12 protein-coding genes, 1 tRNA gene and 1 pseudogene are annotated in these 15,500 nt (G+C 67.0%); 8 read left to right on the top strand and 6 right to left on the bottom strand.

Going from position 1 to position 15,500, the window contains the following annotated elements; genetic code table 11:
• The first annotated feature begins 26 nt into the window (after nt 1–26).
• From ACVWZ8_RS02130 to ACVWZ8_RS02120, 3 genes are all read left to right on the top strand, one after another.
• Entirely contained in the window at nt 27–968 is a 942-nt protein-coding gene (locus ACVWZ8_RS02130) for an N-acetyltransferase (protein ID WP_456503639.1), read from the top strand.
• Between the two features lie 48 nt (nt 969–1,016).
• A tRNA-Leu gene (locus ACVWZ8_RS02125) sits at nt 1,017–1,090 on the top strand.
• Nucleotides 1,091–1,369: 279 nt separating this feature from the next.
• Nucleotides 1,370–2,719, top strand: coding sequence for an ABC transporter substrate-binding protein (locus ACVWZ8_RS02120; protein ID WP_456503638.1), 1,350 nt, complete (start codon nt 1,370–1,372; stop codon nt 2,717–2,719).
• Nucleotides 2,720–3,110: 391 nt separating this feature from the next.
• On the opposite strand, the gene ACVWZ8_RS02115 is transcribed toward ACVWZ8_RS02120, so the two are convergent.
• The 4 genes and pseudogenes from ACVWZ8_RS02115 to ACVWZ8_RS02100 form a co-directional block, all read right to left on the bottom strand.
• Nucleotides 3,111–3,884 (bottom strand): ABC transporter ATP-binding protein, encoded by a 774-nt coding sequence (locus ACVWZ8_RS02115; RefSeq protein WP_426976514.1) that lies wholly within the window; start codon nt 3,882–3,884, stop codon nt 3,111–3,113.
• The gene (locus ACVWZ8_RS02110; RefSeq protein ID WP_426976515.1) at nt 3,881–4,951 is read right to left on the bottom strand and encodes an ABC transporter ATP-binding protein; all 1,071 of its coding nucleotides are present in this window, start codon (nt 4,949–4,951) and stop codon (nt 3,881–3,883) included. Before ACVWZ8_RS02110 ends, ACVWZ8_RS02115 begins: the two co-directional genes overlap by 4 nt.
• Nucleotides 4,948–5,917 (bottom strand): annotated as a pseudogene (locus ACVWZ8_RS02105) (branched-chain amino acid ABC transporter permease). Before ACVWZ8_RS02105 ends, ACVWZ8_RS02110 begins: the two are co-directional and overlap by 4 nt.
• 9 nt (nt 5,918–5,926) lie before the next feature.
• Nucleotides 5,927–7,210 (bottom strand): branched-chain amino acid ABC transporter permease, encoded by a 1,284-nt coding sequence (locus ACVWZ8_RS02100; protein ID WP_426976517.1) that lies wholly within the window; start codon nt 7,208–7,210, stop codon nt 5,927–5,929.
• Between the two features lie 526 nt (nt 7,211–7,736).
• On the opposite strand from ACVWZ8_RS02100, the gene ACVWZ8_RS02095 reads away from it, so the two are divergent.
• Nucleotides 7,737–8,639 (top strand): Bax inhibitor-1/YccA family protein, encoded by a 903-nt coding sequence (locus ACVWZ8_RS02095; protein ID WP_456503637.1) that lies wholly within the window; start codon nt 7,737–7,739, stop codon nt 8,637–8,639.
• 126 nt (nt 8,640–8,765) lie between these two features.
• On the opposite strand, the gene ACVWZ8_RS02090 is transcribed toward ACVWZ8_RS02095, so the two are convergent.
• Both ACVWZ8_RS02090 and galK read right to left on the bottom strand, forming a co-directional pair.
• Nucleotides 8,766–10,004, bottom strand: coding sequence for an acetyl-CoA C-acetyltransferase (locus ACVWZ8_RS02090; RefSeq protein WP_456503636.1), 1,239 nt, complete (start codon nt 10,002–10,004; stop codon nt 8,766–8,768).
• Between the two features lie 20 nt (nt 10,005–10,024).
• A complete protein-coding gene (gene galK / locus ACVWZ8_RS02085) occupies nt 10,025–11,185 on the bottom strand; it encodes a galactokinase (protein WP_456503635.1) in 1,161 nt (386 codons plus the stop codon).
• Nucleotides 11,186–11,261: 76 nt separating this feature from the next.
• Between galK and ACVWZ8_RS02080 the strand changes: the two genes are divergently transcribed.
• The 4 genes from ACVWZ8_RS02080 to ACVWZ8_RS02065 are packed head-to-tail and all read left to right on the top strand — an operon-like array spanning nt 11,262 to nt 15,437.
• Nucleotides 11,262–12,188, top strand: a complete 927-nt coding sequence (locus ACVWZ8_RS02080) for an aldose 1-epimerase family protein (protein ID WP_456503634.1) — start codon at nt 11,262–11,264, stop codon at nt 12,186–12,188.
• A gap of 52 nt (nt 12,189–12,240) precedes the next feature.
• The gene (locus tag ACVWZ8_RS02075) at nt 12,241–13,548 is read left to right on the top strand and encodes an AI-2E family transporter (protein WP_426976522.1); all 1,308 of its coding nucleotides are present in this window, start codon (nt 12,241–12,243) and stop codon (nt 13,546–13,548) included.
• A gap of 21 nt (nt 13,549–13,569) precedes the next feature.
• On the top strand, nt 13,570–14,808 hold the full coding sequence (gene ilvA, locus ACVWZ8_RS02070; protein ID WP_426976523.1) for a threonine ammonia-lyase: 1,239 nt from the start codon (nt 13,570–13,572) through the stop codon (nt 14,806–14,808).
• A 5-nt stretch (nt 14,809–14,813) separates the two neighbouring features.
• A complete protein-coding gene (locus ACVWZ8_RS02065) occupies nt 14,814–15,437 on the top strand; it encodes a rhomboid family intramembrane serine protease (protein ID WP_456503633.1) in 624 nt (207 codons plus the stop codon).
• Nucleotides 15,438–15,500: the final 63 nt, after the last annotated feature.

The raw sequence follows: 15,500 nt of genomic DNA, 5'->3' as shown, positions 1-15,500 counted from the left end.
GCACGCCGCGCACCTAGACTGGCTGCATGAGCGCTGACAAGGACCTGAACACTCTTCTGGCTACCATGCGCCCCGAACTCCGCGCGGGCGAGTTCGTCTACGTCCTGTGGCCACATGGTAGACCCCTGGCCGGCGCGATCGCGGCAGCCGTCCGCGAGGCGGAAGGCCTCACCGTGGTGTTGCCGCGGGCCGACGCGGACGGCCAAGGGCTGTCCTATGACTTTGTCGGGGCCTGGATCACGCTCCAGGTGCACTCTTCGCTCGAGGCAGTGGGCCTGACGGCAGCCGTCAGCGCAGCGTTGACCGAGGCGAAAATCAGCTGCAATGTCCTGGCAGGCTTCCACCACGACCATCTGCTGGTCCCCGTGGCGGACGCCGACCGTGCGCTGGAGGTTCTGCACGAGATGGTCGCCGCCAGCGGAGAGCAGAAGCCGGCGCCGGAACTCGTGCTGCGCAGCGAACAGCCCGCAGACCGCCCCGCCATCCTCGCCCTCACGGCCGCGGCCTTCTCCGTCTCGCCCGTCACCGGGCTGCCGGTCGAAGGCGAACCGGAGGAGGTGCAGCTGCTGGCCCGGCTCTTTGAGTGCGAGGAATACCTGCCGGACTTCAGCATCGTGGCGGAGCTCGACGGCGAGGTCGTGGGCCATGTGATCAGCACCCGGGGCCGGGTGGGGGAGTTGGAACTCCTTGGCCTGGGTCCCATCGGCGTGGTGCCGCGGCTGCAGCGCCACGGCATCGGGTCCGCGCTCATGAAGGAAACTATCTCCCGCGCGAACGCCGCGCGGGAGCGGGGGATCGCGCTGCTGGGAAGTTCCGAGTATTACTCGCGGTTCGGCTTCGTGCCGTCCACGTCCCTCGGCGTCGAGGCCCCGGACCCTGCCTGGGGCGTGCACTTCCAGCTGCTTCCGCTGGCCGTCTGGCCGGGCGGAGTCAGCGGGACCTTCCGCTACGCCGGGCCGTTTGGCTGAACTCCGGCAGGAGCGGAGGGCTGCCCGAGGGGATAGCATGGACCGGGCGCCCCAGTAGCCCAACTGGCAGAGGCAGCGGACTTAAAATCCGCGTGTTGTGGGTTCGAATCCCACCTGGGGCACAGCAGGATTCCGTTGCTCGCGACAGCGGTTCCGGGTGCGTAGCCGATGCGCGTCTCGACGGTCATTTGAGAGCAGAGCCCGCCTTTCCGCTCCCGGCCGCCCCTGTCCAGGGCCAGCCGGATCACACCGCTGATTTCCTCTATGCAACGAGTGTTATAAGGATGTGACCGTAGTCACTTATGTTCGCGCCAAATTTGCATTAGCTTGAAGTTAAATCAGGAACACCTGATCTTTCGCATCAAAGGCCGTTCGCACCTTTAGATCGAGGAGATTTCTACATGACTTCACTCCCCCAGGTGGCGCCCCGCATCGCTAAGCTCACAGCGCTTAGCATCGGCGTCGCCCTTCTGGCTACGGCTTGTGGTGGCTCGTCCACCCCGACGTCGACAGGATCCGCCACCGCCAAGGCCGCAGGCATCGCCTGCCCGGCCCCCAGTGCAACCGGCAGCGCCACCACTGCGGCCGGCGCCGGCGGCGCAGTGCCAGCTTCCCCTACCACCACCGACACCCCCCTGAAGATCGGCTCGCTCCTGCCGACCACCGGGTCGCTGGCCTTCCTCGGCCCGCCCGAAATCGCGGGTGTCAACCTCGGCATTAAGGAAATCAACGATGCCGGCGGCGTGCTGGGCAAACCGGTCGAGGTTATCCACCGCGACTCCGGCGACACGAAGACCGACATCGCCACCCAGTCCACCAACGCGTTGCTTGGGTCAGGCGTCAGCGCAATCGTAGGTGCCGCATCGTCCGGTGTGACGAAGACCGTGATCAACCAGATCACCGGCGCCGGTGTGGTCCAGTTCTCGCCGGCCAACACCTCGCCGGACTTCACCACCTGGGACGACAAGGGCCTCTACTGGCGCACCGCCCCCTCGGATGTGCTCCAGGGCAAGGTCCTGGGCAACTACATGGCCACCTGTGGAGCCCAGACCGTCGGCATGATCGTACTCAACGATGCGTACGGCACCGGCCTCGCGAAGAATGTGAAGGCTGCGTTCGAGGCGGCCGGCGGCAAAGTTGTCGCCGAGGAACTCTTCAACGAAGGCGATTCCCAGTTCAGCAGCCAGGTGGACAAGGTCATCGCGGCCAAGCCGGATGCCATTGCCCTGATCACCTTCGACCAGGCCAAGAGCATTGTCCCGCTGATGACGGGCAAGGGCATCAAGCCCACCCAGATGTTCCTTGTGGACGGCAACACGTCCGACTACAGCAAGGACTTCCAGCCGGGCACGATGAAGGGCGCCCAGGGCACCATCCCAGGCACCTTCGCCAAGGAGGACTTCAAGAAGAAGCTGCTGGCGATCGACCCGGCGCTGAAGGACTACAGCTACGCAGGCGAGTCCTACGACGCTGTGAACCTGATCGCCCTGGCCGCCGAGGCCGCCAAGAGCACCAAGGGCGTCGACATCGCCAAGCAGCTCAAGGCAGTCTCCGAAGTTGGCGAGAAGTGCACCGACTTCCCCTCCTGCGTCACCCTGCTCCGTAACGGCAAGGACATCGACTACGACGGCCAGTCCGGCCCCGTAACGTTCTCCGACGCCGGCGACCCGACGGAAGCCTACGTCGGGATCTACGAGTACCAGGATGACAACACCTACAAGGCGTCCAAGGAAGAATTCGGCAAGCTCTAAGCCGCTTCCTCCCGACACCCAAAAGGCCCCCGTCCACTCCGGACGGGGGTCTTTTGGGTGCGCGGGAGCTGCCGAGGGGCGTCAGGGAGAGCACCGGCGCGTCCGACCATGGAATTCCGGCTACGCCCGCAGGGTGCCCGCCCATAACTCTCGGCACTGCGTGCCGCCGTCGTCATTCTGCCGGGGGAGCGGGCAGGTGAGACAAGCGCTGAGGGCGACGGAGGCAGGCGCTTGTGAAAGCGCCGTTGTTGCGTGAGGAACGAGCGCAGGCGCCGAGCAAGTGGCTGCGGAGGCGCCCGGACGGTACCAGCGCACTTGGAACCACGCCGGGCACGCAGAAGGGCCGCCACCGGCTGGTGACGGCCCTTCTGCGGGGATACTGCCCGGGGAGCTAGTCGACTTCGTCGGCCAGGGTGCCCAGGTACAGCTGGATGACCTTGGGGTCCTTCATGAGCTCCCGTCCGGTGCCCGTGTAGGCATCCTTGCCCTGGTCCAGGACATAGCCGCGGTCACAGATCTGCAGGCAGCGGCGGGCATTCTGCTCCACCATGATGACGGAGACGCCGGCCCGGTTGATCTCATGGACCCGGAGGAACGTCTCGTCCTGTCTGACCGGGGAGAGACCAGCCGAGGGCTCATCGAGCAGCAACACGGCCGGGTCCATCATCAGGGCCCGCCCCATGGCCACCATCTGGCGTTCGCCGCCGGAGAGGGAGCCGGCCCGCTGGGCGCGCCGCTTGCCAAGTTCCGGGAACAGGCCCGTGACGAAGTCGAAGCGCTCGGAGAAGTCCTTGGGCCGCTGGAACATGCCCATCTGCAGGTTTTCCTCGATGGTCAGCGCCGCGAACACGTTGTTGTTCTGCGGTACAAAGCCGATGCCCCGGCTGACCAGCTTGTTGGCCTTGAGCCCGGTGATGTCCTGGCCGCGGACCACGACGGAACCCGAGTGGACCTTGACCAGGCCGAACATCGCCTTCAGCAGGGTCGACTTACCGGCGCCGTTGGGGCCGATGATGCCGATCAGCTCACCCTTGCGGGCCTCGATGCTGCAGCCGTTGAGGATGTTGACGCCGGGGAGGTAACCGGCCACCAGATCGGTGACCTTGACGACCGAGTCCTCATCGTGCACGGTCTGTGCGGCGGGCGCCGCGCTGGTGGCGCTCATTCTGTATCCTTCTCTGTGCGGTTCGGCTCGTCGAGGCTGCGCCGGCCGTGGGCCGTCCCGTTGGCCTTCTGCTCCGTGGCTTCGGCGGCGACGACGTCGAGCGAGATGATGCCGGCATTCTCGGTGCCGACAATCGATTCCTCATCGGCCACCAGTTCCGCGGCGAGCTCCTTGATGCCTTCCGAGTCACCAAGATCCACGTCGTGGTGGGCGCCCAGGTAGGCGTCAATCACGGCCGGGTTCTTCATGACGTCGGCGGGCGGGCCCTCGGCCACGATCTTGCCCTCGGCCATCACCACGACCCAGTCGGCGATGTGGCGGACCATGTTCATGTCGTGCTCGACGAACAGCACGGTCATGCCCTCGGCCTTGAGGTTCTTGATGTGGTCCAGCAGGGACTGGGTCAGTGCCGGGTTGACCCCGGCCATCGGCTCATCGAGCATGACCAGTTTGGGCCGGACCATGAGGGAGCGGGCCATTTCCAGCAGCTTGCGCTGGCCGCCGGACAGCGACGCCGCGTAGTCGTCCTTCTTGGCGTCCAGCTTGAACTTCTCCAGCAGAACTTCGGCCTCGGCCGTGATCTCCTTTTCGCGGCCGCCCCAGATGCCCTTGAAGAGGGCCTTGGAGAGCCGCTCGCCGGACTGGTGGGACGCGCCCAGACGCATGTTTTCCATGACGGTGAGCTTGCCCATGACCTTCGTCAGCTGGAAGGTCCGGACCATGCCCATGCGGGCAACCTTGTACGAGGAAACGCCGGCAATGCTGTTGCCCTCGAACTGCCACGTGCCCGAGTTCGGGATATCGAAACCCGTGAGCAGGTTGAACAGGGTGGTCTTGCCGGCACCGTTCGGGCCGATCAACGCCGTGATCTTGTGCCGCGGGATCTCAAGGTATTCGACGTCGACGGCGTTGATGCCGCCGAAGCTGCGGGTGACGTTCTCCGCCACCACGATGGGATCGCGCTTCTTGCAGCCGGGTACTGCCTCCCCGGCCGCGATCGGGCGGGCGTCCGTCATGTAATCAATGTTGTCAGTGTTGTGGTTTTCGTCTGTTGCTTTTTCGCTCATGCGAACGCCAGCTCCTTCTTGTTGCCAAAGACGCCCTGGGGCCTGAAGATCATCAGCAGCATCAGCGCGACACCGACCAGGATGAAGCGGAGCTGCCCGGCCTGGACAGTGTTCAGCCAGGTCACGGCGCCGGATTCGATCAGGCCGAACAGGATGCCTTGTGTGAGTGACAGCACAACCCAGAAGATCATGGCCGCCGACAACCGGTCCCAGCACCGTGCCGAGGCCGCCGAGCAGCAGACAGGTGTACAGGAAGAATGTCAGCTCGGTGCCGTAGTTCGCCGGCTGGATCGCGCCGCGGGGGAGAGTGAAGATCATGCCCGCCAGGGCGCCGAGCACACCACCGATGATCAGTGCCTGCATCTTGTACGCGTACACGTTCTTGCCGAGCGAGCGGACCGCGTTTTCGTCTTCGCGGATGCCCTTCAGGACGCGGCCCCACGGGCTGCGCATCAGCAGCCACACCAGCGCGCAGCAGACGATCACGAGTCCCCAGCCGACGACGCGGATGAAGAAGTCCCGGTTGTTCATGCCGAGGTAGGAACCGGCAGGGAACGGGTTCATGGAGTAGAACCCGCCTTCGAAGGCGGCCAGGCCGTTGGCCGAACCGGTCACGGAGGTGAGCTGGTTGGTCGTGACGATGTAGCGCACGATTTCGGCGGATGCGATGGTCACGATCGCCAGATAGTCCGCCCGCAGGCGCAGGGTGGGTATGCCCAGGAGCAGGGCGAAGATGGACGAGGCGACCACGGCGATCAGCAGGCCCACGAAGAAGGGTACGTGGAACGTCAGAGTGGAGATGGCGAAGCCGTAGGCGCCCACCGCCATGAAGCCGGCCTGGCCGAAGTTGAGCAGGCCCGAGAAGCCGAAGTGAACCGCAAGGCCCAGGGCGGCAAGGGCGTACGCCGCCGTCGTCGGGCTGAAAATTTCACTGGCAGCGCTTGAGAAAATGAATCCGAAGTCCATGGCTGTCTCCTAACCCACGCGCTCGCGACGGCCCAAGATGCCCTGAGGCCGGAACAAGAGGACAACAATCATGATGAACAGTGCTCCCACATATTTGAGGTCGGCGGCGAGGCCGAACACGGTAGTCAGCTCCACGAAGATGCCGACGATGACGGATCCGATCAGGGCGCCGAAGACCGTGCCGAGGCCGCCCAGGGTGACGCCGGCGAAGATGAGTAGCAGGATCTGCGAGCCCATGTCGAAGGTGACGCCGGGACGGTAGTACGCCCACAGGATGCCGCCGAGGGAGGCCAGCATGCCGCCGGTGACCCAGACGATCCGGATGACCGAGTCGACGTCGATGCCGGAGGCCGCAGCCAGCGCCGGGTTGTCGGCCACCGCGCGGGTGGCCTTGCCCAGCCGGGTCTTCAGCAGGACGATGCCGAGCAGCGCGATGACGACGGCGCTGATGACAAGCGACCAGAGGTTATTGGGGGAGATGGAGACCGGGCCGATCTGGATCTCCGGGCTCTGGGCGAACGGCAGCTGCTGTGTGGCACCGCCGAAGTAGAACTGGATCACGTAGCGGACGGCCAGTGCGAGGCCGATGCTGACGATCATCATCGGGACCAGGCCGGTGCCGCGGCGCCGCAGCGGCTTCCACAGGCCGGCGTCCTGGACGTAGCCGAAGAGTCCGCCGCCGAGGAGGGCGAGCAGGATGGCCAGCCAGAACGGGAGGTGCATCGCGTTGAAGGCAAAGACCAGGACGGCGCCGAGGGTGACCATTTCGCCGTGCGCGAAGTTGGTCAGGCCGGTGGTGCCGAAGATCAGCGACAAGCCCACGGAGGCGAGGGCGAGCAGCAGTCCGAAGCTGAGGCCCGCCACCAGGCGGTTCAGCAGGTTCTGGCCGAAGTCCTGCTGCTGGATGACGATGCCTTTGCCGAAGGCGAAGATCACCGAGAGGTTGGAAGTCTGGCTGAAGGTGACCTTGCGGGGATTCTCCTGGCCGTCGGCGAGCTTGATGCCCTCCGGCAGTGTGGATTCGTCCAGCTGGACCTCGTACGTTCCCTGGGTGGGGACGCCGATGGTCCATGAGCCGTTGGCTCCCGACTTCGTGGTTCCTGTGAAGTCACCGCTCTTGGCGGTGATGGTCACGTCGGCGATCGGGGCGCGGTCGTCGCCGCGGAGGAAGCCGCTGATGCTGTTCTGGAACGTGGTTGCCGACGGGGATGGTGCCGGCGAGGGAGTCGTGGCCTGGGATGCCGGTGCGACGATGAGCAGTAGCGCGGCCGCGGCGGCGAAAACGGCCCCCACAGCTTTCAGCAGTCTGCCGCGCCGTCTCTGCGACAGGCCTCTCGGTGTGCTTCTCAAATTGAAAACCTCCACATGGGGGTGGTCTGGGTTGCGCCTTTGCAACCGCTGCGATCGGTCAGGGGACGAGGGGTGGTGCGTGGTGCGATGCGGATGGATAGAAAACGGTATAGCTTGTGATGTTCGTCACCCTGTGTGGCCCATGTTACAGCCCGTTCAGGGCAATGAATGCCGCTGCGAGCAGCGAGAACGTCGCGATCGGGTAACAACCGTGAAGCCCGCCCGTGCTGTGGTTTACCTGCGCTAAAGAAAACTTTTGTTGATTCCGAGTATTCCTAAACATTCGGAGTCTGCGGCGGCCGCAGGGCGGAAAACCGCGCCGGGGAGATCACGGTTGGGTTGCGGCCGGGGCCCCGGGGGAACTATCCCTGCCCGCCAGTCGTGGAAATTGGTAGCGTGAGCTGTAACCATGGACTAACGGCTCACCACCGGATCATCATTCACCCCCTTTATTTGGAGGACACCCGCAATGGCACTTGGCGGAAACCCGATCTTCAACGGAAAGAACTTCCGTGGAGCCACCCAGGCACCGCCTGCCCCGCAGGCCTACGGGCAAGGAGCCTACGGTCAGAACGGCTACGCCTCGGGACAGCACGGCCAGGGCGGCTTTGGCGCAGCCCAGCAGGGCATGACCCAGGACCAGCTCCAGGACATGTACAACCGGCCCGCCGCCGGGCCCGCCGATACCGGCCGCATGACCTTTGACGATGTCATCGTCAAGACCGCCGCCTGCCTCGGTGTACTCATCGCCGGCGCAGCCGTGACCCTCGTCGTGGCTCAGGGCCTGGCTTCCATGCTGATGATCGTCGGCGCGCTGGGCGGCTTCGTCCTCGCGCTCGTCAACAGCTTCAAGAAGCAGCCTTCACCGGCGCTGATCCTGGCCTATGCCGGACTGGAAGGTCTCTTCCTCGGCGGTCTGACGCGGATCCTCGACGGAATGTTCCCGGGCGTGGGCCTGCAGGCCGTCATCGGCACACTCTCGGTCTTCGCCGTGACCCTGGTGCTCTTCAAGAGCGGCAAGGTCCGCGCCACCCCGAAGGCCATGCGCTTCTTCATGATCGCGATGATCGGCTACGCCGTTTTCGCGCTCATCAACATGGTCATGATGTGGACCGGCGCCGTCGATTCCCCATTCGGCCTGCGGACCAGCGTGGAGATCTTCGGCATTCCGCTGGGCGTCTTCATTGGCCTGCTGGCGATCGGCCTGGCCGCGTTCTCCCTGATCATGGACTTCACCAGCATCGAAGCCGGTGTCCACAGCGGCGCCCCGCAGCGCTTCTCCTGGACCGCTGCCTTCGGCCTCACGGTCACCCTCGTGTGGCTGTATGTCGAGATCATCCGCCTGCTGGCGATCCTCCGCGGCGACGACTAACGATCGGCGACGACTAACGATCGGTCCCGGGAACCAGCTGACAGGGGAGCCCCGCCGCAGGGCGGGGCTCCCTTCTGCATGCCGCTCCTGCGGCCCGGGTGGACTGCGGCCCGGGCGCGTTGCGGCTCAGCCCAGCCGTTCGAGGACCACTGCCATGCCCTGCCCGCCGCCGACGCACAGCGTGGCCAGCCCGAGCTGCGCATCCCGCTCCCGGAGTCCGTTCAGCAGGGTCACGGCGAGGCGGGCGCCCGTCATGCCGAACGGGTGCCCCAGCGCAATGGCGCCGCCGTGGACGTTGAGCTTGTCGTGGTCGATCCCGAGCTCCTTGGCACTCGCCACGACCTGGACCGCGAACGCCTCGTTGAGTTCCACGAGGTCGATGTCCCCGATGCCCAGCCCGGCGAGCTTCAGCGCCCGCCGGGTGGCCTCCACCGGGCCCATGCCCATCAGCTCGGGGGAGAGGGCGCTGACGCCGGTGGACACGATCCGTGCGAGCGGCGCCAGCCCGAGTTCGCGCGCCCGCACGTCGCTCATGACCACGACGGCGGCGGCGCCGTCGTTCAGCGGGCAGGCATTGCCGGCGGTGACGGTGCCTTCGCTGCGGAAGACGGGCTGCAGGGCGCTGACGGACTCGTAGGTGACACCCGCCCGGGGCGAATCGTCCCGGTCGACCACGACGCCGTCCTTCCGGGTGTACGGCGTGATCTCCCGGGTGTAGAAGCCCGAGGCGATGGCCGCTTCGGCGCGGTTCTGGCTGAGCACGGCCCAAGCGTCCTGGTCCGCCCGGCTGATCCCATAGCTGGTGGCGACGTTCTCGGCGGTCTGGCCCATGGAAATGTAGATGTCCGGCATCCGGCCGCCCAGCCGGGGGTCCGTCCACGGCGTGTTGGAGGCGGCGCGGGCCGCCGTGCGCTTCCGGGCGGCGTCGAAAAGCGGATTGTGGGTGCTGGCGTCGGCTTCCCCGGCCCCCGCCCAGTCGCGGTACCGGGACACCGCCTCCACTCCCGCCGATACAAAGGCCTGGCCTTCGCCGGCTTTGATGGCGTGGAAGGCCATCCGGAGCGTCTGCAGGCTGGAGGCGCAGAAACGGTTGACGGTGGCGGCCGGGACGTTGTCTAGGCCGGCCAGGATGGCGACCACCCGGGCCATGTTGGAGCCTGCTTCACCGCTCGGTTCCGCGCAGCCCAGATACAGGTCGTCGAGGCCCTGGCCGTTCGTGTCCGCGGCGTCGAAGGCTGGTATTTTGGCCAGCGCGGCCGTCACCATGGCGGCAGCCAGGTCGTCGGGCCGCTCGTCTTTCAGCGAGCCCTTGAAGGCGCGTCCGATGGGGCTTCTGGCAGTGGAAACGATGACGGCTTCTGACATGCGCCCAGCCTACGCTCCGGTCATGCCAGGCGCATGGCCCCGGCCGCGGGGCGGACGCTGAAGACGTCCGGCGCGGCGTAGCCGGCCTGCGCAAAAGACCGTTCGACGGCGGTCCGCACCTGCCGTACCGCCCCCACCGGCGTGAGCGCAATCGCGGAGCCGCCAAAGCCGCCTCCGGTCATGCGGGCGCCGAGGGCGCCCGCCGAGCGTGCAGCTTCCACCGCGAGGTCCAGTTCGGGACAGGAGATCTCGAAGTCGTCCCGCATCGAGGCATGGGAGGCATCGAGCAGGGGACCGATCGACTGGGGTCCGGCGCTGCGGAGCAGCTCGATCGTCTGCAGCACGCGGTCATTCTCGGTGACGACGTGGCGGACCCGGCGGAATGTCTCCTCGTCCAGGAGCCCGCCCGCTTCATCAAGATCCTCGAGTCCCACATCGCGCAGGGACGCCACCCCGAGCACCTCCGCCCCGAGCTCGCAGGAGGCGCGCCGGGCAGCGTAGCCACCGCCGGCATGGGAATGCGACACCTTCGTGTCGATCACCAGCATCTGGAGCCCGGCACGGGAGGCGTCGAACGGCACGAGGCGGATGCTTTGGTCCCGGCAGTCGAGGAAGACGGCGTGTCCGGGTGAGCCGCGCAGCGAGGCCGACTGGTCCATGATGCCCGTGGGCGCGCCGACGAACTCGTTCTCGGCGCGCCGGGTGGCCAGCACCATGTCCTCGAAACCCAGCCCGGCGGCCGTGAGCTCGTTCAGCGCTGTAATGACGGCGCACTCGATGGCATGGGAGGAGGCCAGCCCCGCGCCCCGGGGCACGTCCGAGTCCAGGAGCAGGTCCAGGCCGGGAACGGGGAGCCCACGCTGCTGCAGCGCCCACAGCACCCCCAGCGGATACTTCGTCCATCCGCGCGCCGTGGCGCGGTTCAGGGCACCGGCATCCGCCGTCGTCAGGCCCTGGTTGCCGAAAGTGGACAGCAGCCGGAGGGTCGAATCCGGCCGTACCCGGACCGCCACCCGGGCCGTCCTGTCGATCGCGAAGGGCAGTACGAACCCCTCGTTGTAGTCCGTGTGCTCGCCGATCAGGTTGACGCGGCCGGGGGCCTGCCAGACGCCGTCGGGGGCCGCGCCGAAAGTGCCCCGGAACAGCGCGGCGAGTTCGCCGGTGCCGAGGGGGGCGGTCATGGCTGTGCAGCTTTCGAAGTGCGGCTCATGGGTCCAAGGTATACGGCTTGCCGGGCCGGTCTGTACGGTGGTGCGCATGGATCAGACGACGCCCGTTCCCCGCCACGCCTCGGGCCGGCAGTACGAGCTGCGGCGCGGCGACGCCCTCGCCGTCGTGACCGAGCTGGCCGCCGGGCTCCGGCTGTACAGCCGCGGCGGCACCCAGCTGACCGAAAGCTACGGCGACGGCGAGATCCCGCCCGGCGCCACCGGGATCACGCTGGCTCCATGGGCCAACCGGGTGGAAGACGGGCTCTGGTACCTGAACGGCAGGAAGCAGCAGCTCGACATCACCGAGGTGTCGCGCAACAACGCCAGCCACGGGCTGCTGCGCAACACCTCCTACGGCCTCGTGGACGAATCGGAGTTCTCGGTCACGCTCGAAGGCGTGGTCTTCCCCCAGCACGGCTACCCCTTCCTGCTGCGTCACCGGGTCCGCTACGAACTGGCCGGGGACCTGGGGCTGGTGGTCCGGCAGACCCTCATCAACGACTCGCAGGAGCCCGCGCCGGTTGTCCTCGGCGCCCACCCGTACCTGCGGCTGGGGGACGTGCCCAGCGGGGAGCTCACCGTGACCGTCGGCGCCGGCACGAGGCTCGTGACGGACGCCCGGCACATTCCGCGCGGCACCGAACCGGTCAGCGGCGACTTTGACCTGCGCGGCGGCCGGCTTGTCGCCGGGCTGGAGATCGACTCCGCCTACACGGACCTGGAGTTCGACGGCGGCGTCGCCCGCCACACGCTGCACGCGGCGGACGGGCGCAGCGTGAGCCTCTGGCAGGACGCTGCCTGCGGCTACGTCCACGTCTTTATCACCACGGAGTTCCCGGGCCGGGCCAAGGCGGTGGCGATCGAACCCATGACCGGGCCGGCCAACGCCTTCAACAGCGGAGACGGACTGCGCTGGCTCGCGCCGGGGGAGGAGTTCGCGATGAGCTGGGGCATCAGCGCGTCCCTGGGCTAGGCAAGCTACTGCGGGGTTTCCCATCCGGGCGCCGCTGGTGAATCATGGGGCTATGACGCCAGCTGACGCCGCCGAACCGCGCAACGCATCCGATTCCGCCCCACGGGCCGCGCCCCTCCGGGTGATGACGGACCGGGAACTGGACCAGGACATTCCCTACGGCATCCGTATCGCGGCAGCGTGGTCCTGGCGGCTGGGGCTGATCCTGCTGTTCAGCGGAGCCCTCATCTGGTTGCTGGGGCGCATCAGCTTCCTCATCATTCCGGTCATGGTGGCGGCGCTGCTGGCCGGACTGCTCAGCCCCGTCACACGGTGGCTGACGCGGCACCGGGTGCCCACGGGCGGCTCGGTGGCGATCACGGTCCTGGGCTTCATCGGGATCATCGCCGGCGCGCTCGCCCTGGTGGGACGGCAGCTAGTATCCGGTTTTGCCGAGCTGTGGAGCCAGGCGCTCGCCGGAGTGCAGCAGATCCAGGGCTGGCTTTCCGAGGGGCCGCTGCACCTGTCCGCCGCCCAGATCGACCAGTACCTCAAAGATGGCACCGCCGCGCTGCAGAACAACAGCAGCAGCATCCTCAGCGGCGCCCTCTCCTTCGGCAGCACCGCGGGCCACTTCGCCGCCGGACTGGTCCTGTCCCTTTTCGTACTGATTTTCTTCCTTCTCGAAGGCAGCCGGATCTGGGGCTTCCTCGTCCGGCTGCTGCCCCGGAAGGCCCGAGCCGCCACAGACGGAGCCGGCCGGAAGGGCTGGACATCGATGGTCAGCTACGCGCGGATCCAGATGTTCGTGGCCTTCGTGGACGCCGTCGGCATCGGAGCCGGCGCCGCCATCATCGGAGTGCCGCTCGCCCTGCCGCTGGGCGTCCTGGTTTTTCTCGGCTCCTTCATCCCCATTGTCGGTGCGCTCGTCACCGGGGCCGTCGCCGTCCTGCTGGCGCTGGTGGCCAACGGGCCCGTCAACGCGCTGATCATGCTGGGCATCGTGCTGCTGGTGCAGCAGCTGGAGAGCCACATCCTGCAGCCCCTCGTGATGGGCAAGGCCGTCGCCCTGCATCCGGTGGCCGTGATCCTGTCCGTGGCGGCCGGATCCTACCTCGCCGGGATACCGGGGGCGCTGTTCTCCGTGCCGATCCTCGCCGTAGCAAACTCGTCGGTTCGCTACATTGCCGGCAGAACGTGGGAACATGATGAGGTGCTTGCAGCCGCGGGTCATCAGGGCGTCCTTGCCCCTGCCGAGCCCGGCGCCGACAACACTTTCAGAGACGTCCACCTGCCGGGCCGAACGCCCGGCAACCGGGGGGACGCCGCACACCACCATGGTGACCCGGGCAGCGATGCCGGCCGGGGCGCCGGAGCCTGATCCGAAGAAGGAGACTCGTTCGTGATTACCCTTAAGAGCCTGCCCGTCACGCTGGACAATGTCCTGGAGGCGCAGAAGCTGCTCGACGGGATTATTACGCGGACGCCGGTCGAGTCATCCCGTGCCCTCGGCAGCATGGTGGGCGGCGAGGTGATCCTCAAATGCGAGAACCTGCAGCGTGCCGGCTCCTTCAAGGTCCGCGGCGCCTACGTGCGGATGGCAAAACTCTCCCCGGAAGAGAAGAAGCGCGGCGTCGTGGCCGCCTCGGCCGGCAACCATGCCCAGGGCGTGGCGGTCGCGGCCAAGAGCCTCGGCATCAAGGCACGCATCTACATGCCCCTCGGCGTCGCCCTGCCCAAACTCGCCGCCACCCGCAGCCACGGCGCCGAAGTGGTGCTCCACGGCCACAACGTCGATGAGGCCCTCGCCGAAGCGAAGCGCTACGCCGACGAAACCGGCGCCGTCTTTGTCCACCCGTTCGACGACGTCGACGTCGTTGCCGGCCAGGGCACCGTCGGCCTCGAAATCCTCGAGCAGGTCCCCAACGTCGACACCATCCTGATGGGCGTCGGCGGCGGGGGGCTGCTCGCCGGCGTCGCCGTGGCCGTCAAGGCCCGGGCAAGGGAACTCGGCCGGGAAATCCGCATCATCGGGGTGCAGGCCGAAAACGCCGCAGCCTACCCGCCGTCGCTCGCCGCGGACGCCCTGGTGCCGCTCAAGCGCGTCTCCACGATGGCCGACGGCATCGCCGTGGGCCGGCCCGGGCAGTTGCCCTTCAGCATCATCCGCGAACTCGTGGACGACGTCGTCACCGTCAGCGAGGACGCCCTGGCCCGGGCACTGATCTTCCTGCTGGAACGCGCCAAGATGGTGGTCGAACCTGCAGGGGCCGTCGGCGTCGCCGCGCTGATGGAAGGCAAGATCGAGAACCCCGGAACCGTTGCGGTGGTCCTCTCCGGCGGCAACATCGATCCGATGCTGATGCTCAAAGTCATCCAGCGCGGACTCTCCGCCGCGGGCCGTTACATGACGGTGCGCATGATGCTGGACGACCGTCCCGGCTCGCTGGCCACGATCGCCCGGATCATCGCCGAGAATGACGCCAACGTGACCGGCCTGGACCACACCCGGGTGGGCGGGTCGATCAGCATGGGCGACGTCTCCATCACGGTGAACCTGGAAACCAAGGGCCACGAACACTGCGAACAGGTCCTCGCGGCACTCCGGGCCGAGGGCTTCCAGCCGATCGTGGTGCACTAGGCCCCATGACCCTCGACTCTTCCCGGGACGAACGGCCAGGTGCAGGCAACACCGCGGTGCGGGCCCGCATGGGACTGCTTGTGGTGGGCTCCTTCGTGCTGCTGCTGTACGTGATCGAGATCATCAACACCGTGCTGTTCCATTCCCTGAACAGCACCTTCGGGCTGCGGCCGCGCGGCCCGGACGGGATCGTGGACATCCTGACGTTCCCGCTGCTGCACGCCAATTTGGCCCATCTGATCTCCAACACCCTCCCGCTGATCATCTTCGGATTCCTGGTGTTCCTGTCCGGACGGCGGGTCTTCATCACCGCCCTGGCTGCAAGTTGGCTGGGGTCCGGGGCCGTGGTGTGGCTGATCGGCGGGTTCAAGGTGACCGTGGGTGCATCCGGCCTGGTCTTCGGCCTCTTCGCCTTCCTGCTGGTGCGTGGATTCTTCAACCGCAACTGGTGGCAGATCGTGCTGTCGGTCGTGCTGTTCATGAGCTACGGCGGCATCCTCTTCGGCATCCTGCCCACCGTGGCGAGCTTCGTCTCCTGGCAGGCGCACCTCGGCGGGGCGATCGGCGGCGTCGCAGCCGCGCTGCTGCTGAGCACCCGGCGTGCCGGTGCGCTGCGCGCCGGACGGTAGGGCCGGCAGGCACAGAAGAACGACGCCGGCCCTCCCGCGAAAGGGGAGGGCCGGCGTCGTTCT

Source organism: Arthrobacter sp. UYCu723 (genome assembly GCF_054059215.1).
This window is presented reverse-complemented; position numbering and strand designations above follow the sequence as displayed.